Consider the following 17,918-nt stretch of genomic DNA (forward strand, 5'->3'; position numbering starts at 1 on the left):
CACGATCTCCTCCGCCGTGCCGCGCATGTAAGTTAGGTGAGCCTATCCTTACAGCGCACACCCCCGTGAGAGAAGGGACCCCCTGATGAGAGCCCGTTGGCTCACTCGCTTCGGCCGAACCGTCGGCGCTGCCGCCGTCACCGCCAGCCTGCTCGCCACCGCCGCTTGCGGCGGCAGCTCGGACAAGGATACGGATGCCAAGGACGGCAAGTCCGGCTCCTCCGATTCCGCTTTCCCGCGCACGGTCGAGCACGCCATGGGCAAGACCGAGCTCAAGAAGGCCCCCGAGCGGGTCGTCGCGCTCGATATGACGTTCGTCGACGCGACCCTGGCGCTGGAGACCGAGGTGGTTGGCTACACCACCTTCGAGAAGCCCGACGAGAAGCTTCCGGAGTACTTCGGCGGGGACGTCAAGAAGTACGCCGCGAAGGCCACTCCGGTCGGCCTGCTTGAGGAGCCGAGCCTGGAGAAGATTCTCTCGCTGAAGCCCGACCTGATCATCTCTGCCAAGGTGCGGCACGAGAAGCTGTACAAGCAGCTTCAGGAGATCGCACCGACCGTCTTCACCGAGGACACCGGCGCCACCTGGAAGGAGAACCTGGACCTGGTCGGCAAGGCCCTCGGTAAGGAGGAGCTGGCCAAGGAGAAGATCTCCGCCTTCGACAAGCGCGCCAAGCAGATCGGTGACAGCGTCCGCAAGAAGGAGGACGGCAACCCGTCGGTCTCCGTTGTGCGCTTCGTGGACGGCCCGACCCGGCTCTACAAGGAGGACACCTACATCGGTGTCATCCTGAACGACTTGGGCTTCGACAAGCCCAAGGACGCCCAGGGCACCGGCTTTAACGCCGACATCTCCGAAGAGGAGATCAAGAAGGTGGACGCGGATGACATCTTCGTGACCGCCTACCCGGACGCCCAGGGCGCGTCAAAGAAGAGCCAGCGGAAGTACCAGGCCAACCCGCTGTGGAAGCAGCTCAAGGGTGACGTCCACGAGGTCGATGACACCACCTGGATGCTCGCCGTGGGTCTGTACGGCGCGGAGGCTGTGCTGGACGATATCGCGAAGACGTACGAGGTCGACGCGGCGAAGTCCTGACTCCCCGGCATGCCCCGTACTGATTCGTACGCCCCGCCACGCGGCGGGGCGTACGTCTCGGGGTCCGGCTGCGGGGTGCTGTGGGTGGGTTTCCCCGTATCCCGCCCCTTCCCGGAAACCGGGGCGTAGCCCCGGGCCCCGGGGTTGGCCGGTGCGGGACGGTGGCCGGGTGTTGTGCCCACCCTCCCCCAGCTAACGCTGGGAGGTGCCCCCACGCCCTGCGGAACGACTGCCCACAACACTGTGGGGGTCTGGGGGCGCAAGCCCCCAGTTTCGGGAAGGGGTGGGTTAGGGGAAACCCCTCCCGGGTCAAGCGGAGCGGACTGATTCTGCGGCCTGCTTGTCGAGGGCAACGCGCACGAGGGCCGCCGCGAGACGGGGCAGATCGGCCTCGTCCACCAGCCGCGCAAGCGACTTCGGCGTCTTCGGCAGCCCAACACGCTCGGCCCCCTCGAGCGCCTTGGCGTCGAGGTACGGCGCGAACTCCGGCCAGACGCCCTGCGCCTCCCGGAGAAAGATGTTGACCCCGGCGGGCCCTATCCCCGGGAACCCCTGCAGCAGCTTCTCCGGGTCACCCTGCTCGCGCATCCGCCGCAGATCACCCTTGTACTTGTCCAGCAGAATTTCGGCCGCCTCACCCAGCTGGGTGGCGGTCCGCTCGTCATAGCGCCGGTAGCCGCCCTCACCGAGCGCGTCGACGCGCTGCTGCCAGGTCGCGTCGATCATCTTCCGTGCGTCCCGCATTCCGGCGTCAAAGAGCGCACGGGCCGCCGCCACCGCGATATCCGCCTTGATCCGGGCGGACAGCAGATGGGAGAGCACCAGGAGCTGGTACAGGGGCCCAGGGGTGTCCCGGAGCTTGATGCCCGCCTCAGCTGCGTAGGTCTGGCCTTGCTGGTCCAGCAGGGCCTGGACCACGGCTTCGCTCTTCTTGCTCATTCGCTTCACCACCCTCGGTCCCCTGCGCGGGTTCCCGGCACGGTCTGGATTACTCCGCGCTCACCCCCGCGCTCACCCCCGCCCACAGCTCCGCCTCGATCAGACCGGCTGCCCGCTGGGTGCCGCCTTCCGACGCCATCCGCCGCCGGAGCGCCGCTGACTTCGCGGCCACCTCAGGATCGTTCACCAGGGCGAGGACCGTCTTACGCAGCGTCCCCGCGGTGGCCTCCGCCATCGGCACATGCCGGGCGACGCCGAGCGACTGCAGCATGTCGGCGTTCCCGAACTGGTCGACGGCCTGCGGGACCGCGACCATCGGTGTGCCGGTGGCCAGGCCCTCCTGGCTGCCGCCGGCGCCCGCGTGGGTGATGAAGGCGTCGGCCTGCCTGAGAACGGCCAGTTGCGGCACCCAGTCACGCACCTCCACATTGGCCGGGAGCTCCCCGAGCTCGGACACTTCGACGTGCTTGCCGATCTGCAGGACGACATGCCAGCCGGGCAGATCACCGAATGCACCGACGCACTCGCGGTAGAAGCCGGGCTGCTTGGTGAAGGTCGAACCGAGCGAGACCAGCAGCACCTTCTCCGCATCGGCCGGACGCTGCCATTCGCCCTGTTCCGCCCGGTCACCCTGGCAGGCGCCGACGAAGGTGTAGACGGTCGCGTCGACCCGGTCCGCATGGGGCTGAAGGACCTCGGGGATCAGCACGAGACACCGGCGTGGACGGCCGATCAGCCGGTCCGGGTCGGTGTGTGTCATGCCGTGCTCATCGAGCCACGCGCGGTAGCGCGCGTAGTAGGCCTTGCCGCGCTCGGACTGCCTGAGTTCAGCGAGCATCGGCTCCGCCACCTCCTCCTCGTACCCCTCCCAGGCGACCAGGTTCGGCGAGAGCTGTACGGCCGGAACACCCCAGCGGTGGGCGAGGACAGGCGCTGGGTATGCGGTGATGTCATGGATGACGAGGTCAGGGCGGTCGCTCTCATACGCCCCGGCCAGCTGCGGCAGCGCCTGGACGGCGTCGTTCAGGAACAACTCGAAGTAATCGATGATTTCACTGCCCCAGGCGTCCGGCTCGTCTTCGGTGGGGAGCGTCGAGGTGTAGACAACGGGCTCGGCGCCGGCAGCGGCGACCTTCTCGGCGAACGGGCCGGGGATCGCGTAGGTGACGCGGTGTCCACGGGCGACAAGCTCCCGGATCACTTCGATGCTCGGATTGACGTGCCCGGGCGCGGCGATGCTGAACATGGCGATGTGGGCACTCTTCGAAGAGGTCATGCCTCCAACATAACGAGACGATACGTCTCGTTCAAATGAATGGTGAAGACGGACGCGGCGACAGCGGCGCCGACCAACGCCCCCACCACCGTCTGGGCCGGGCTGTGAACCCGCAGCCGCACACGCGACCAGCCGATTAACGCCACCAAGGGAGCGCCCATCACCAGCGATGTGCCGTAAGTGAGCACAAGGATGGCGACCGCGCCGCCTGCCACAGCGGTGTGCACGGAGATCTTCCACCAGCTGGTCACAGCGAGCGTGACCACCAGCCCTGTCAGCATGGCGGTGACCAGTGCGACCACTTCCCGGGGGCCACCGAGGACGGCGAGCGCGATGTTCCCCGAGGCCACGGACCCCATGGTGACCAGGAATGGAACGAAACGCTGCCGTCGGACACGGAGATGCCGGTCGGTCCAGCGTCCGCGCCGGACCCCGACCGCGATGAACGCGTACGGGACAACGCCACAGAACAGTCCGGCGAGGAGACCCCAACCGACCCCACGCAGGCTGTGGGTGCTGTGCCACCCGACGGCGAGCAGGACGGCTATGACCAGGATGCCCGGAGCGAACACATCGGTGACGAGCTTGGCCAGCCGATGGGCGGCAGCAGAGCCCGGAGAAGCGGTAACGGTGTCGGTCACGGATGATTCCCTGCCATATCGCGGCTCGCAGCGGCCTGAAGATACAGCAGCCCGCGTAGCGGTCAGCCGCCTTGACACACCGTCGACGCACCGGCGCAGTGGTGGGCCAGCGCCCTGCGCAGGACATGACCAATAAGAAGCATGACCAATGAGAAAGGGGCACCCGCAGAGCCGTGCGGGTGCCCCACCGCTCAGCCGCTCAGCGGCAGAACTTCACCGGGGCAAGGTTGACGACATAGCGAGCGGAGACAAAGCCGGAGCGGCCAGCCAGCCTGTACCAGATGTTGTTGCCGTTGACCCGCTCTCCGCGGACCTTGCAGGACAGCTTGATGATGGCACCGTGGCGGAAGGCGCCCAGCACTCTGGACTGTGTGTTGGCCCTGGCACGAATGTTGATGCCGGTGCGCGCGATGACCCTGCCCTTGACGTGGGCGGCGGCAGCGGACGGCCCCGGAGCTGGCGCAGGCGCAGGCTGTTCAGCCGCCAGCGAGGGCGCCGCGCCCATCAGACCGACGGCCAGCGCGCCGGTGGTCAGCGCGGCGGCGAACTTCCCGTTCTTCAGCATGGGCGGTATCTCCTTGTCGATGGACTGATCCCTTTCCCGCTGAAGACGATGAGTCCCGGAGGGTCCGAGGCGTCGCTGCCATACCGCCAAGTCACCCGATGAGCCCATCACGGCCCCACACCTGACGGCGTGTCCGGGCGTTCCGCCCACCGTGACGCAGAGTGAAATACGGCACATCCGTTCCCACGAGGCCGTCGTGGCACTAACTTTCACTTTCATCGTGTTCGTATCCCGAACACGGATTCACCCCCCTCGAACAGCACTGTCCCTCTGTCCCCACCGTATGAACCGGAAGGACCCTGCCTGTGCACGCTTCACTCCGCAGCAGACGCCGCGCGATCGCGGCGCTCTCCGCTGCCGCGCTCGCCACACCGCTGCTGATCGCCGCGACCGCGTCGCCCGCCACCGCCACGTCGGATCCGGCGCACCACGGGCGGAAGTTGGCCAGACAGCTGGTCAAGAAGACCAGCGCCGACGGCGCCATGAAGCATATGAAGGCCTTTCAGCGTTTCGCCGACGCCAACGACGACAACCGCGCCGCCGGTACGCGCGGGCACGAGCTGTCCGCGAAGTACGCGGGCTCCCTGCTGAAGGCCGCCGGTTACAAGGTCACGTACCAGGACTTCACCTTCACCTACCGCGAAACCGTCGCGGAGAAGCTGACGGTGCTGACGCCCGAACGGCGTGACGTCCCGATCAAGCTGATGACGTACACCAAGAGCACCCCCGAAGGCGGCATCGAGGCGCCCGTCGCCGAGGTACCGGCAGACGAGGACGGCACCACCGGCTGTGAGGCCGAGGACTTCGCCGCCGGAGACTTCACGGACAAGGTCGCGCTGATCAAGCGCGGCGGCTGCACCTTCGCGAAGAAGCAGGCGAACGCCGCCGACGCCGGTGCGGTCGGCGCCGTGATCTACAACCACCTCGATGGTGACCTCAATGGCACCCTGGGCGACGCCGACGCGGCCCGTGTCCCGACCGGCGGGCTCAGCAAGGAGGCGGGCGACGCCCTCTCCGATGAGGTCGCCAAGGGCGATGTGACGGTCAATCTGGAGCTCATCGAGTTCCAGGAGGACCGCAGGACGCCCAACGTCATCGCCGAGACCCGCGGTGGTGACCCGGACAACGTGGTCATGCTCGGCGCCCACCTCGACTCGGTCGCGGACGGCCCCGGCATCAACGACAACGGCTCCGGCTCGGCCGGCATCCTGGAGTCCGCGCTGCAGTTCGCCAAGGCCACCAAGCAGTGGCACGGCAAGCACCACAAGCAGCCCGCGAACAAGGTGCGCTTCGCGCTGTGGACCGCCGAGGAGGTGGGCCTGCAGGGATCGACGTACTACGTCGAGAACCTCTCCGAGAAGGAGCGCGAGCAGATCTCGCTGTACCTCAACTTCGACATGATCGCCTCGCCGAACTACGGCCTCTTCGTCTATGACGGCGATGGCTCCGAGGGACTGTCCGACCCGGGCCCGGAGGGCTCGTCCCAGATCGAGTACGGCATCAATGAGTTCATGAAGTCGCAGGGCCACCAGCCGCGTGGCACCGCCTTCAGCGGCCGCTCGGACTACGGTCCGTTCATCGAGGTCGGCATCCCCGCAGGCGGCACCTTCACCGGTGCCGAGGGGATCAAGACCGAGGAGCAGGTCAAGCTGTGGGGCGGCCAGGCCGGGGTGGCGTACGACGAGAACTACCACCAGGCCGGTGACGACATCACCAACCTCGACATGTTCGCGTTCGACGCCAACATCAAGGTGATCGCCAACGCGGTCGGTAACTACGCCTGGGACACCAGCTCCCTGAACCAGCCGGTGCCGGACTACGACCAGCCCAAGGGCGGCACGGACAGCGGTGGCGGTCTGCACGAGGACCACGGCCACGAGGTCACCGCATAACAGGCACGCGGAGCGTGTGAAGCATGAGCACGCGAAGCATGTGAAACAGAGGAAACGCGCGCAGGCGCTGAGCCACTCCCCCGGCTCAGCGCCTGTGGTGTGCCGGGCGGAGAGGAGACAGACACCCTTCTTTCGAGCGAATGAGCCGCCCCGAGCAGAGCTCTCCCATGCCCCGTATCGAGTGAGAGGAGAGGTTATGTCCCGTCGCCACGAGGCTGCGCCCGGAGCCGCTCGCCCGGTAGGCTTTCCGTGTGATCTTCAAGCGAATCGGAAACGGTCGGCCGTACCCTGACCACGGCCGGGAAAGCACCCGCCAGTGGGCGGATGTTGCCCCACGCCCGGTGCGCCTTGACCAGCTCGTCACCACCAAGGGCCAGCTCGATCTGGAAACCCTGCTCGCCGAGGACTCGACGTTCTACGGCGATCTCTTCGCGCATGTCGTGAAGTGGCAGGGTGACCTCTATTTGGAGGACGGGCTGCACCGGGCCGTACGGGCCGCGCTGCAGCAGCGCCAGGTGCTGCACGCACGGGTTCTTGAGCTGGACTGAGCCCAGCATGCGGCCCAGCCCGCTTTGACCCTTTTGGGTTGGGCTGCCCGGCACCCATTGATCATCTAGTAGGCAGCACCCGGTCCCCGGGCTACGCTGCGCTCATGAGCATGCTGACGCCCCCTGGCATGGGCGGTAAGTACCGCGTCACGGGTGACCGCTATCCCCGTATGCGACGGCCCCGAAGCCGCCGCAGAATCGTTCTTGGCGCCATCGCCACGGTCTCCGCGCTGAGCCTGATCGCGTGGGGGACGCTGCAGCTCATCAGCGTCTTCGGCGGAGACGACGAGAAGAGGGTGAGCGCCAAGCGGAACCGCGGCGACTGCAAGCCCCCGGACGAGCCGGAACCGAGGAAGCTCCCCCAGCCGTCGACGATCACCGTCAATGTCTATAACGCCACGCCACGCAGCGGTCTCGCCAAAGACACCGCGGAAGAGCTGAAGAAACGCGGCTTCAAGATCGGTGAGATCGACAACGCCCCGCCCGAGTTCGACAAGAAGGTCAAGGCGACCGGTCTGCTCCTGGGCACGCCCAAGGCGAAGAAGAGTGGCCACCTGATGGTCCTGGGCGCGCATCTCGCCAAGGCGCAGACCAAGACGGACAAGGCCCGGGAGGGCAAGGCCGCGAAGAGTGTCGACCTGATCATCGGGAGCGGCTACAAGGACCTGACGCAACGACGAGAGGCCAAGAAGGTCCTGGCCGCCCTGGCCAGCCCCTCCCCCAAGCCATCCGCTGCGCCCTGCTGAGACCGGGCGGGGCTACCCCGCCGTGCCGTACATACGGTCACCCGCGTCGCCCAGGCCCGGCACGATGTAGCCGACCTCGTTCAGCCGCTCATCGACGGCCGCCGTCACCACCGTGACCGGCGTCCCCGCCAGCTCCCGCTCCATCAGCTCGACCCCCTCGGGGGCGGCCAGCAGACAGATCGCGGTGACATCATCCGCACCCCGTGCGATGAGCTCCTTGATCGCCGCCACCAGCGTGCCACCCGTGGCCAGCATCGGGTCCAGCACGTAGACCTGCCGCGCGGAGAGGTCATCCGGCATCCGCGTCGCGTAGGTCGACGCCTGCAGCGTCTGCTCGTCGCGGATCATGCCCAGGAACCCCACCTCGGCGGTCGGCAGCAGCCGCATCATGCCGTCCAGCATCCCGAGCCCGGCCCGCAGGATCGGCACCACCAGCGGACGCGGGTGCGACAGACGTACGCCCGTCGTCGCCGTGACCGGGGTCTTGATGTCGACCAGGTCCGTACGCACATCGCGCGTGGCCTCATACGCGAGCAGGGTCACCAGCTCGTCGGCGAGCCGCCGGAAGGTGGGAGAGTCGGTGCGCTCATCGCGCAGCGTGGTGAGTTTGTGCGCCACCAGCGGGTGGTCGACGACGTGGGTCCGCATGCCTCGACAGTATCCGAGAACGCTGTGACCAGGGCCCACGCGGGGGTGGCGGGAATAGGGCAGCCCGGGGGAGAGTAGGGGCACAGGCCGGAGGTGAGGCCATATGTCCGACCCGGACAGCCGCCGTGAGGAGATCGGCGAGGAGTTCGTCGACGCGGATCGCCGACGCCGGCGCGCGCTCTTTCTGCGCGAGCTGAGCGAGGCCAGGGCGCTGCGCGAGCGAGTACGGCCGCGCCGGGCGCGTGCCGCCCGGATGCGGCAGCAGATGCGGATGCGGACCTTCCGTTGGTGACGTGCACCCGGTCGATCCGCAAACACCTGCCCGACGCATAGCGGAAGACCCCTCACCGAGCGCCTGTTTCTGTCACGATTCCGAGTGAGCGGGGCGTCGCCCCACTTGAGCACTCGGAACGCCGGATACCAGTGGGAGAGTCACGGTGTACTTCGCCGCACTGCTCGCGCGCACCGAAGAAGGTTGGGAAGCGAGCGACACGGAACTCGACGAAGTGGAGACCTTCGCCGATCTCACCGAGCTGGCCCGTGAGGCCGCGGACGGGGACGATACGGTGCTGGTCTGCATTGAACAGGAAGGCGCATGGTTCGGTGTCGTCCGCGTGGACGGCGAGGACGACCCCCGGATCTATGTCTCCAGCGCGGCGGCCGCCGCCCGTAGCGCGTACGGCGAGATTCTGCTCACCGACGAGCTGCTGGGCCGCGTCCCCGAAGCCCCGGAAGACCTCGACAGCCTCGTCGACCTCGATGGCACGGAGGACGGCGAACCGGAGCCGGACGGCGACGACGCCGCGCCCGAGCCCGACGCCCAGGCGATGCCCGAGGGCCCGGTCGGGGACCCCGGACTCCTTACCGACCTCGGCATGGACGAGAAGGTAGTCCTCTCGCTGGACGCGGAGGACGCCCTCAACGAGATCGCCGATGTGCTGGGCTGTACGGATGTGCTGGAGGCGGTCCGGTAGAGCCGCATGGGGAAGGGCCACACTGGGGGCATGGCAGACCCCCTGCGTGACCCCTGGCTGGATCCGATGCGGCTTGCCCTGACCGAGGCCGTACGGGCCACGGAGACGGGCGATGTACCGGTCGGCGCGTTGGTGCTCGGGCCGACCGGCGCGGTGCTGGGGCGTGGGCGCAACGAACGGGAGGCGACCGGCGACCCGACGGCGCACGCCGAGGTGGTCGCGGTCCGCGAGGCCGCGCGGTCGGTCGGTCAGTGGCGGCTGTCCGGCTGCACCCTGGTGGTCACCCTGGAGCCGTGCACCATGTGTGCGGGCGCCATCGTGCTCTCCCGGCTCGACCGGGTCGTGTACGGCGCCACCGACCCCAAGGCGGGCGCGGCCGGGTCGCTGTGGGACGTCATCCGGGACCGCCGGCTCAACCACCGGCCCGAGGTGATCGCCGGGGTCCTCCCCGGCGAGTGCGGCCGTCTGCTGACCGAGTTCTTCCGGGCAACCGGCCCGGATACCGATTTCGGGGCACGGCCCCCGGTGGGCTAAGCTTCCTCTCGGTAGCGTGTCCGAGCGGCCGAAGGAGCTCGCCTCGAAAGCGAGTGAGGGGGCAACTCCTCCGTGGGTTCAAATCCCACCGCTACCGCTTCATACGAAGGGGCCCACCCGGACTGATCCGGGTGGGCCCCTTCGGTATGTACGCGCGATGGCTGCCTGCCAGTTCTGGCGCACTTAATGTCCATCCTGCGCGCGTTTGCGCACGAAATCGACTGGCAAAGGGCCTTAGCTGTCAGGCCTTTGATCTATAACGACCCGATCAGGTTATAGCCATGGCCGGATAGACTCGCGACCGCACCGGCGCCCGGACCCAGGGACATGCCCAGGGATATCCGGCAGGCAGCAGGCAGTAGGTGGCAGGCAGCAAGCAGGCAGCAGCCATGGAAGGCAGATGACAGTGGACATAAAGAAGATCGCGATCTACGCCCTCGTCGTCTTCGTCCTGTACACGGTCATCACTTCCCCCCAGCGCTCCGCCGAACTGGTAGGGGTCGGCTTCGAGGGCATCTCCACTGCCGCGAAGGGCGTCGGCGAGTTTATGACGGAGCTGGTCAATTAGCTCAACTGACTCAGCTGAACGGGCTTCCACCGAACGGCCCCCGCCGGAGGCGGGGGCCGTTCACTTGTTCAACTCACCACCAACACGGAGATATACGATGCTTGCACACAGTGGACAGGAATTGTGATGCTATGACCGCTTTGGCCGGGATGCGTGGACCGTGAAGGGGATGGTCGGAGGTGGCGGCGACTCAGACCCGCGAGAGCCGGAGCGCGCAGACCCGAGCACTGACCCAGCTGCTGTTCGAGCAGTTGACCGAGCAGCGACCCGGCACGGCCGAGCACTCCCGGGTACGCGGCGCGCTCATCGAGGCGAACCTCCCGCTGGTCCGCTATGTCGCCAGCCGCTTCCGCAGCCGCAATGAGCCGATGGAGGACATCGTCCAGGTCGGCACCATCGGCCTGATCAACGCCATCGACCGCTTCGACCCCAAGCGCGGCGTGCAGTTCCCCACCTTCGCGATGCCGACGATCATCGGCGAGATCCGCCGCTACTTCCGCGACAATGTGCGCACCGTCCACGTCCCCCGGCGGCTGCACGAGATGTGGGTGCAGGTGAGCGGGGCGACCGAGGATCTGACCGTGCTGCACGGCCGTACCCCCACCACGGCCGAGATCGCCGAGCGGCTGAAGGTCACCGAGGAGGAGGTGCTGGCCTGTGTCGAGGCCGGACGCGCCTACCGGGCAACTTCGTTGGAGGCGGCGCAGGAGCGCGAGGACGGGATGCCCGGGATCATCGACCGGCTCGGCTATGAGGACCCGGCGCTGGACGGCGTCGAGCACCGGGACCTCGTACGGCATCTGCTCGTCCAGCTCCCCGAGCGGGAGCAGCGGATCCTGCTGCTTCGCTACTACAGCAATCTGACCCAGTCGCAGATCAGTGCCGAGCTCGGGGTCTCGCAGATGCATGTGTCCCGGCTGCTGTCCCGGAGCTTCGCCCGTCTGCGTGCCGCAAATCCCAGCGAGGCGTAACCGGTTCGAGTGAACCTCGGACGCGCTAACACATTCCCAGCTGTGCAAATTTATCGACATGGCGCTACGTCGCGTTGCTGACTTGTGACATTCTGCAAGAACTGCGTTTGCCGCAGCGGCGCCGCCGGTATTCAGGTGGAGGTGCTGTCCTCATCCCGAGGGCGGCCGCTGCGACCCGTCCGCGACCTCAAGGGGGTGGCATGTCCGTAGAACTGGGCAGCTCGAAGGTGCTCACCGACGTGATCAAGACCGACGCACCGCACAGCGACTCAGGGGATCCCGGGCTCACCGAGCTCTCCAGGCTTCCCGCAGACTGCGACGCCATCGACACCCGCACCCTCTCCCGCTCCCTCTTCCTGCGGCTAGCCGCACTCGACAAGGACAGTCCGGAGCGCACATATGTCCGGGACACGCTCATTGAGCTCAATCTCCCGCTTGTGCGCTACGCGGCTGCCCGCTTCCGCAGTCGCAACGAGCCGATGGAGGACATCGTCCAAGTCGGCACCATTGGTCTGATCAAGGCGATCGACCGGTTCGACTGTGAACGTGGCGTGGAGTTCCCGACCTTCGCGATGCCGACGGTAGTCGGCGAGATCAAGCGGTTCTTCCGGGACACCTCTTGGTCCGTGCGGGTGCCCCGCAGGCTCCAGGAGCTACGGCTGGCACTCACCAAGGCCAGTGATGACCTCGCTCAGAAACTTGACCGATCACCGACCGTACCCGAACTCGCCGCCTGCCTCGGAGTGTCCGAGGAGGACGTCGTCGACGGGCTGGCCGTGGGAAACGCCTACACCGCCAGCTCGCTCGACTCACCCTCGCTGGAGGAGGACGGCAACGAGGGCTCCCTGGCCGACCGGCTCGGCTATGAAGACAGCGCGCTGGAGGGCGTGGAGTACCGCGAGTCGCTGAAGCCACTGCTGGCCAAACTGCCCGCGCGCGAGCGGCAGATCATCATGTTGCGCTTCTTCGGCAATATGACCCAGTCGCAGATCGGGGAGGAGGTCGGCATCTCCCAGATGCATGTCTCGCGACTGCTCACCCGCACCCTGGCACAGCTACGGGAGGGCCTTATCGCAGAGGAGTGACCGGCCCGAGGGGGATCGTGAGTCATCACGCGTGGGGTTCACAACTGACGCTACGTCAGCAACACTGCACGGATGCGATGGACGCTGACATCGACCCGCCGAGGCGGCACAGCCGCCTCGGCGGCCGTGCTGTGTCTCGGGGCGCTGCTGGCAGGCTGCGGCAGCGGGAGCGGCGACGACGGCTTTCTCGCGGTCGGTGCCGTCGGTCCCGAGGGCGAGGCGGGCAGCAGCCAGCCGGTGCCGCCCAAGGGCAGCGTCAAGCTGTTTCCCCTGGCGGACGAGAAGGCCGGGGGCAGGAAGCCGGACAACGGCAAGAGCGGCGAGCGGACTCAGCGCGCCGACCCGTCGTCCCCCACACCCGGCAGCGGCGCCACGGACCGCACCGGCCGCACCGACGGTACGGACGGGACGGGCGGTACAGGCGCTAAGGGCGGGACGGAGCCGCCCGCGCCTCCTGTCTCCCCCGACTCCCCCGACACCCCTGCACGGCCGCCCAGCCCGCCGCCCAGCCCGCCGCCCAGCCCGCCGACTGGGCCCGCCAAGCTGGTGGTCAGCGAACCAGGGCTCGCCGCGGCTGACAAACGGTGGTGCGAGAAGGTGACCCTGGGGTTCCGTAACACCGGTGGAAAGCCGGTGACTTCGGGCACCGTCACCTTCGGCACACATATCATCGGAGCACTCGGCGTCGACTGGGCGACAGTCGAGACCCAGCGACCGCTCCCGGTACCGATCAGGCCCGGTGAGAAGACCGAGAAGACCTGGACCATCTGTGTGGACGCCTGGCGGGTGCCGCTGGGCATGCGGGTGGAGACCCAGGACGTGAAGGTCGACTGGAAGTGACCCGGAGGGCCACCTGGAATCAGGACAGGGCGAGCCAGGCGACCACGGCGACGACTGCGACCGCCACGATCACGCCGACAATCAGGCCGACCCGGGGTCCTGCCGCCGGAGCCGGTGCGGCGGGGCGCTGGGGGCCGCCCTCGTCAACGAAAGCGCGGAACATCTGCGTGCTGCCCGCAGGGTCATGGTTGCCCTCGGGGCCTTGGGGTGCATGGGGGTTGTGAGCCATGGCCCCTGACCCTAGCGAACGCACCTCCGGGGAGACACCCCCGGCTACTTTAAGGATTATTTGCCTCGTGTGCCCGGATTTTGTTTGGCCCGGCGACACCTCACTCGTATAGTTGCTTAGAGCAACAAAGCACGGAGGGCGCTGAGTGACCGCGACAACGGCGGAGATACCGCACCAGGCAGACGGGACCGGGACAGACACCGCACCGATGACGCATCGGCAGATCATGGAGGCTCTCTCCGGGCTGCTCCTGGGGATGTTTGTCGCGATCCTGTCGTCGACAGTCGTCTCCAACGCACTGCCGCAGATCATCTCCGACCTGGGCGGCAGCCAGAGCGCGTACACCTGGGTCGTCACGGCTTCACTGCTCGCGATGACGGCCTCCACCCCGCTGTGGGGCAAGCTCGCCGACCTGGCCAGCAAGAAGCTGCTGGTGCAGATAGCGCTCATCATCTTCGTGCTCGCCTCGGCCGGCGCGGGCTTCTCCCAGTCCACCAGCACCCTGATCGGCTTCCGTGTCATCCAGGGGGTGGGCGTCGGCGGTCTGGTCGCACTGTCTCAGGTGGTGATGGCCGCGATGATCGCGCCCCGCGAACGCGGGCGCTACAGCGGCTATCTCGGTGCCACCTTCGCCATCGCCACGGTCGGCGGACCGCTGCTCGGCGGTGTCATCACCGACACCTCCTGGATGGGCTGGCGCTGGTGCTTCTACGTCGGAGTGCCCTTCGCGGTCATCGCGCTGATCGTGCTTCAGAGGACCCTCAAGCTGCCGGTGGTAAAGCGCGCGAACGTCAGGATCGACTGGCTGGGGGCCCTCCTCATCAGTGCCGCGGTCTCCCTGCTGCTCGTATGGGTGACACTCGCCGGGGGCTCCTACGACTGGCTCTCCTGGCAGACCGCGGCGATGGTCGGCGGCTCGGTTGTCCTCGGCCTGCTCTTCGTCTCCGTGGAGTCCCGGGTCACCGAGCCGATCATGCCGCTGCGGCTCTTCCGCAACCGCACCATCACGCTCACCGCGCTGGCCTCGCTCCTCGTCGGTGTCGCGATGTTCGGCGCGACGGTCTTCCTCAGCCAGTACTTCCAGCTGGCGCGCGGCCAGTCGCCGACGATGTCCGGTGTGCTGACCATCCCGATGATCGCGGGCCTGTTCATCTCCTCGACCGTCTCGGGCCTGATCATCACCCGTACCGGGCGCTGGAAGGGCTGGCTTGTGGCGGGCGGTGTATGCGTCACGGCCGGACTCGGACTACTGGGCACCATGCGCTATGACACCGCGTACTGGCATGTGGCGGTCTTTATGGCCCTGCTGGGGCTCGGCATCGGCATGATGATGCAGAACCTGGTGCTGGCCACCCAGAACCAGGTATCCACCGCCGATCTTGGTGCCGCCAGCTCAGTGATCACCTTCTTCCGCTCGCTGGGCGGCGCGGTGGGCGTCTCCGCGCTCGGCGCGGTCCTGGCCGGTCGTATCTCGCACTATGTGAGCGATGGCCTCACCCGGGCCGGAGTACGGCATGGCGGACCGACCGGCGGAAACGGCAGCGCCATCCCCAACCTTGACGAGCTGCCCGGCCCGATCCGGACCGTCATCGAGAGCTCATACGGCCACGGGATCGCCGACATCTACCTCTACGCCACACCGTTCGCGCTGCTGGCGCTGGTACTGGTGCTGTGCATAAGGGAAGCCCCCCTGAAGACCAGGCCCTAGCCACAAGCTCCGGCTAAGGGCGAGACCGCATCGCTTCGATCCCGGCGATCAGAAGGTCCAGAGCAACCTCAAAGTCCTGTTGCCGCATCTCCTCGACACTCCCGGAACCCCCCGCCTCCCGCAGCGCCAGCGAATCCGCGTACTCCGGGCGACCCTCGACCTTCGCGTAGATCTGCCGGTAATACGCATCAGTGCTGATCCCAGCCGCAGCACAGCGGCCGTTCCAGTTGGCCTCGATGGTGCCGAAGCCATAGACGAACTGGAAAACCGCGGCCAGCGCCCCGGTGAGCCGGTCGGCGGGCAGGCCCGCGCGCCGCATAACGCCCTGAGCAGCGTTGGTGAAGGCCATGGCCTTCGGTCCAACGTTCAGATACTGACCGATCATCTGCGACACCCACGGGTGGCTGACCAGCATCCTGCGGTATTCGGAGGTGAGTTGGCGCAGCTGTTCCCGCCAGTCGGCATCCTCGTCGTCGAGGTCCGGGAGGGTCAGCTCGCCCTCGACCGAGTCCAGGGCGAGCTCCATGAGGTCATCCTTGGAGTCGACATACCAATACACCGACATAGCAGTGACACCGAGTTCGGCGGCGAGGCGGCGCATCGAGAACTTCGCCATACCGTTGGCATCGAGCAGCCGGACCGTGGCGGCGGTGATCCGCTCCCGGTCGAGCCCGCCGGGCTGTTCCTGGGCGACGGCCCTGGTGCGTTTCGGAGCGGGGCGCTCCGCCAACCACACGCTGGTCCTGGGCGGACGGCTGGTGCGGCCGTCGGGTGCCATAAGCGCGCTCTCCTTCGAAGCTGGGCCCTCTGGGAAGGCGACGGGAACATACGGACCGGGGGATTCCGGAGGGCATGCCCCCCGATGCTATGCGGACCGCCGGGCCGTGTGATGAGCGTCTGCCCCATCCCCCGCCGCCGGGCTACCGAAAGAGCCGTGCGCCGTTGTCATGACAGACCGCGCGCAGCCAGTCATCGTCCTGATCGAGCCGGGTAAGTGCCTCCAGAGCATGGGCGTAGCCGTACGGAATGTTGGGAAAGTCGCTGCCGAACAGGATCCGGTCGCCCAGGGCGGCCAGACGTGGCCGCTCGGCGCGTGGGAAGGGCATCAGCCGCTCGGAGAAGTCGGTGAAGGCCATCGTCGTATCGAGCATGACGCCCTCATAGGCCTCTGCCAGATCCAGGAACTCCGCGTACTCCGGCATCCCCATGTGCGCGATGATCAGCGGCAGCCGGGGATGCCGGGACAGCAGGGCGGCGATCGGCTCCGGCCCGGTGTGCTTGCCCCGAGCGGGGCCGGAGCCGCAGTGGATCACGGTGGGGACACCGGCCTCGGCGAGCATTCCCCACACGGGGTCCAGGAGCGGGCTGCCCGGGTCGTAGTCACCGACCTGTATATGGGACTTGAAGACCCGCGCACCGCCCTCCAGCGCCTGCCGCACATAGTCAGCCGCTGCCGGCTCCGGGAAGAAGGTCGCGGTGTGCAGACAGTCGGGGGTGCGGGCGGCGAAGTCCGCGCTCCAGCTGTTGAGCCAGGCGGCCATGCCGGGCTTGTGCGGATAGATCATCGAGGTGAAGGCCCGCACCCCGAACCCGCGGAGCACGGAGAGCCGTTCGTCCTCCTCGTGCCGGTAGGTGATGGGCCACTCAAGCCCGGTCATCGGGCCGACCGCGTCAAAGTACGCCCAGACCTTGTCCAGCACCCGCTCGGGCATGAAGTGCGTATGCACGTCCACCAGCCCGGGCAACCCGAGCTCCCGCCAGAACGCGGTGACGCGGTCATCCCCGGCAGCCATGGTCACCCATCCCACCGGTCGCGATATATGTAGCCTGCATATGGCGACCCTAAGCCGCCCACGCACCCCCCAAGCAAGACTTTCACTCCCCTACCCCAACCCTCCCCCGAAACCGGAGGCCGACGCCCCCAAACCCCCACCCGTGTTGTGGGCACTGGCCCACCCGAGCGTTGCGGGCACCGACCCCAACCCCCGTTGTGGGCACTCGCAGCCCCGCGAGGGACGTGGGCCCACCCTGCTACGCAACCACCCACCCACACCAGCCACGACGCTCCGACCCACCCCGCAACAGAGCTCGCGACGCTTGGTGGGCACAACCCCGTGGCCACCGTCCCGCACCCGGCCAACCCCGGGGCCCTGGGGCGAAGCCCCGGTTACGGGAAGGGGCGGGATACGGGGAAACCCACCCACGGCACCCCCGCAGCCGTACAGCCGGGAAGGGGTGGGCACCTCCCTGGGGGCACCTCCCTGGGGGCACCTCCCTGGGGGCACCTCCTGGGGGCACCTCCCAGCGGTAGCTGGGGGAGGTAGCTGGGGGAGAACACAGAGGAAACCCATAGACTGGCCGCGCAGTTGGTTCGGCCCGTCAGCCAGGCGGGAGCGTCGCAAGAGGGAATCCGGTGCGAATCCGGAACTGCCCCGCAGCGGTGAGTGGGAACGACCGCCGTCATACGCACTGGACGCCTCCGCGTCCGGGAAGCGACGGCCATTAGGCGCCCCTAAGGGCCTGCCCACGAGTCCGAAGACCTGCCACTGCCCGCACGCCACCAGGCGGGCGGTCGTACCGGAGGACCTCGTGGGCAGGTCGGCGGTGGCAGGGCGGCCGTACACACGCCCGGCTCCTTCGCATGCCATCCCCGGCCAC

At 67.6% G+C, this 17,918-nt stretch carries 20 protein-coding genes, 1 tRNA gene and 1 riboswitch; of the genes, 13 read left to right on the top strand and 8 right to left on the bottom strand.

Features of this window, described 5'->3' with window-relative positions:
• The first annotated feature begins 85 nt into the window (after positions 1-85).
• Positions 86-1,096: an ABC transporter substrate-binding protein gene (locus test1122_RS12335; RefSeq protein ID WP_232269218.1), complete on the top strand. Its 1,011-nt coding sequence runs from the start codon at positions 86-88 to the stop codon at positions 1,094-1,096.
• 309 nt (positions 1,097-1,405) lie between these two features.
• Here test1122_RS12335 and test1122_RS12340 read toward each other — a convergent pair whose 3' ends face one another.
• The 4 genes from test1122_RS12340 to test1122_RS12355 form a co-directional block, all read right to left on the bottom strand.
• A complete protein-coding gene (locus tag test1122_RS12340) occupies positions 1,406-2,035 on the bottom strand; it encodes an HhH-GDP family DNA glycosylase (protein WP_232269219.1) in 630 nt (209 codons plus the stop codon).
• Positions 2,036-2,084: 49 nt separating this feature from the next.
• Positions 2,085-3,311: a macrolide-inactivating glycosyltransferase gene (gene mgt, locus test1122_RS12345; protein ID WP_232269220.1), complete on the bottom strand. Its 1,227-nt coding sequence runs from the start codon at positions 3,309-3,311 to the stop codon at positions 2,085-2,087.
• Complete coding sequence (locus test1122_RS12350) at positions 3,308-3,952, bottom strand: phosphatase PAP2 family protein (RefSeq protein ID WP_232269221.1); 645 nt, start codon at positions 3,950-3,952, stop codon at positions 3,308-3,310. The genes mgt and test1122_RS12350 overlap by 4 nt, the downstream gene beginning before the upstream one ends.
• Before the next feature lie 199 nt (positions 3,953-4,151).
• Positions 4,152-4,517 (bottom strand): SH3 domain-containing protein, encoded by a 366-nt coding sequence (locus test1122_RS12355; protein ID WP_232269222.1) that lies wholly within the window; start codon positions 4,515-4,517, stop codon positions 4,152-4,154.
• Positions 4,518-4,822: 305 nt separating this feature from the next.
• Between test1122_RS12355 and test1122_RS12360 the strand changes: the two genes are divergently transcribed.
• The 3 genes from test1122_RS12360 (at position 4,823) to test1122_RS12370 (ending at position 7,703) form a co-directional block, all read left to right on the top strand.
• Positions 4,823-6,409 carry a M28 family metallopeptidase gene (locus test1122_RS12360; protein ID WP_232269223.1) on the top strand — a complete coding sequence of 529 codons (1,587 nt, stop codon included), beginning with the start codon at positions 4,823-4,825 and terminating at the stop codon, positions 6,407-6,409.
• Between the two features lie 251 nt (positions 6,410-6,660).
• Complete coding sequence (locus test1122_RS12365) at positions 6,661-6,957, top strand: type II toxin-antitoxin system VapB family antitoxin (protein WP_003999914.1); 297 nt, start codon at positions 6,661-6,663, stop codon at positions 6,955-6,957.
• A 104-nt stretch (positions 6,958-7,061) separates the two neighbouring features.
• Complete coding sequence (locus test1122_RS12370) at positions 7,062-7,703, top strand: LytR C-terminal domain-containing protein (RefSeq protein ID WP_232269224.1); 642 nt, start codon at positions 7,062-7,064, stop codon at positions 7,701-7,703.
• A gap of 12 nt (positions 7,704-7,715) precedes the next feature.
• On the opposite strand, the gene upp is transcribed toward test1122_RS12370, so the two are convergent.
• On the bottom strand, positions 7,716-8,351 hold the full coding sequence (upp, locus tag test1122_RS12375) for a uracil phosphoribosyltransferase (protein ID WP_232269225.1): 636 nt from the start codon (positions 8,349-8,351) through the stop codon (positions 7,716-7,718).
• A gap of 103 nt (positions 8,352-8,454) precedes the next feature.
• On the opposite strand from upp, the gene test1122_RS12380 reads away from it, so the two are divergent.
• From test1122_RS12380 to test1122_RS12415, 8 genes are all read left to right on the top strand, one after another.
• On the top strand, positions 8,455-8,643 hold the full coding sequence (locus test1122_RS12380; protein ID WP_232269226.1) for a hypothetical protein: 189 nt from the start codon (positions 8,455-8,457) through the stop codon (positions 8,641-8,643).
• A gap of 145 nt (positions 8,644-8,788) precedes the next feature.
• The gene (locus test1122_RS12385; protein ID WP_232269227.1) at positions 8,789-9,325 is read left to right on the top strand and encodes a tRNA adenosine deaminase-associated protein; all 537 of its coding nucleotides are present in this window, start codon (positions 8,789-8,791) and stop codon (positions 9,323-9,325) included.
• A 30-nt stretch (positions 9,326-9,355) separates the two neighbouring features.
• A complete protein-coding gene (gene tadA / locus test1122_RS12390; RefSeq protein ID WP_232269228.1) occupies positions 9,356-9,859 on the top strand; it encodes a tRNA adenosine(34) deaminase TadA in 504 nt (167 codons plus the stop codon).
• 10 nt (positions 9,860-9,869) lie between these two features.
• Positions 9,870-9,956 (top strand) — tRNA-Ser (locus test1122_RS12395).
• 303 nt (positions 9,957-10,259) lie between these two features.
• Positions 10,260-10,427, top strand: coding sequence for a hypothetical protein (locus test1122_RS12400; protein WP_232269229.1), 168 nt, complete (start codon positions 10,260-10,262; stop codon positions 10,425-10,427).
• A gap of 179 nt (positions 10,428-10,606) precedes the next feature.
• A complete protein-coding gene (locus test1122_RS12405) occupies positions 10,607-11,398 on the top strand; it encodes an RNA polymerase sigma factor SigF (protein WP_232269230.1) in 792 nt (263 codons plus the stop codon).
• A gap of 200 nt (positions 11,399-11,598) precedes the next feature.
• Positions 11,599-12,483, top strand: coding sequence for an RNA polymerase sigma factor SigF (locus tag test1122_RS12410; protein ID WP_232269231.1), 885 nt, complete (start codon positions 11,599-11,601; stop codon positions 12,481-12,483).
• 72 nt (positions 12,484-12,555) lie between these two features.
• Complete coding sequence (locus tag test1122_RS12415; protein WP_232269232.1) at positions 12,556-13,323, top strand: hypothetical protein; 768 nt, start codon at positions 12,556-12,558, stop codon at positions 13,321-13,323.
• 19 nt (positions 13,324-13,342) lie between these two features.
• Here the strand turns inward: test1122_RS12415 and test1122_RS12420 are convergent, their stop codons facing one another.
• Complete coding sequence (locus test1122_RS12420; RefSeq protein ID WP_232269233.1) at positions 13,343-13,552, bottom strand: hypothetical protein; 210 nt, start codon at positions 13,550-13,552, stop codon at positions 13,343-13,345.
• 208 nt (positions 13,553-13,760) lie between these two features.
• On the opposite strand from test1122_RS12420, the gene test1122_RS12425 reads away from it, so the two are divergent.
• A complete protein-coding gene (locus tag test1122_RS12425) occupies positions 13,761-15,260 on the top strand; it encodes an MDR family MFS transporter (protein WP_232271884.1) in 1,500 nt (499 codons plus the stop codon).
• 13 nt (positions 15,261-15,273) lie between these two features.
• On the opposite strand, the gene test1122_RS12430 is transcribed toward test1122_RS12425, so the two are convergent.
• Entirely contained in the window at positions 15,274-16,038 is a 765-nt protein-coding gene (locus tag test1122_RS12430) for a TetR/AcrR family transcriptional regulator (RefSeq protein ID WP_232269234.1), read from the bottom strand.
• A gap of 142 nt (positions 16,039-16,180) precedes the next feature.
• Entirely contained in the window at positions 16,181-17,053 is an 873-nt protein-coding gene (locus tag test1122_RS12435; RefSeq protein WP_232269235.1) for an amidohydrolase family protein, read from the bottom strand.
• A gap of 556 nt (positions 17,054-17,609) precedes the next feature.
• Positions 17,610-17,822, top strand: a riboswitch (cobalamin riboswitch).
• The last annotated feature ends 96 nt before the right edge of the window (positions 17,823-17,918 follow it).

The sequence above is a fragment of the Streptomyces gobiensis genome (assembly GCF_021216675.1).
Lineage (GTDB): Bacteria > Actinomycetota > Actinomycetes > Streptomycetales > Streptomycetaceae > Streptomyces > Streptomyces gobiensis.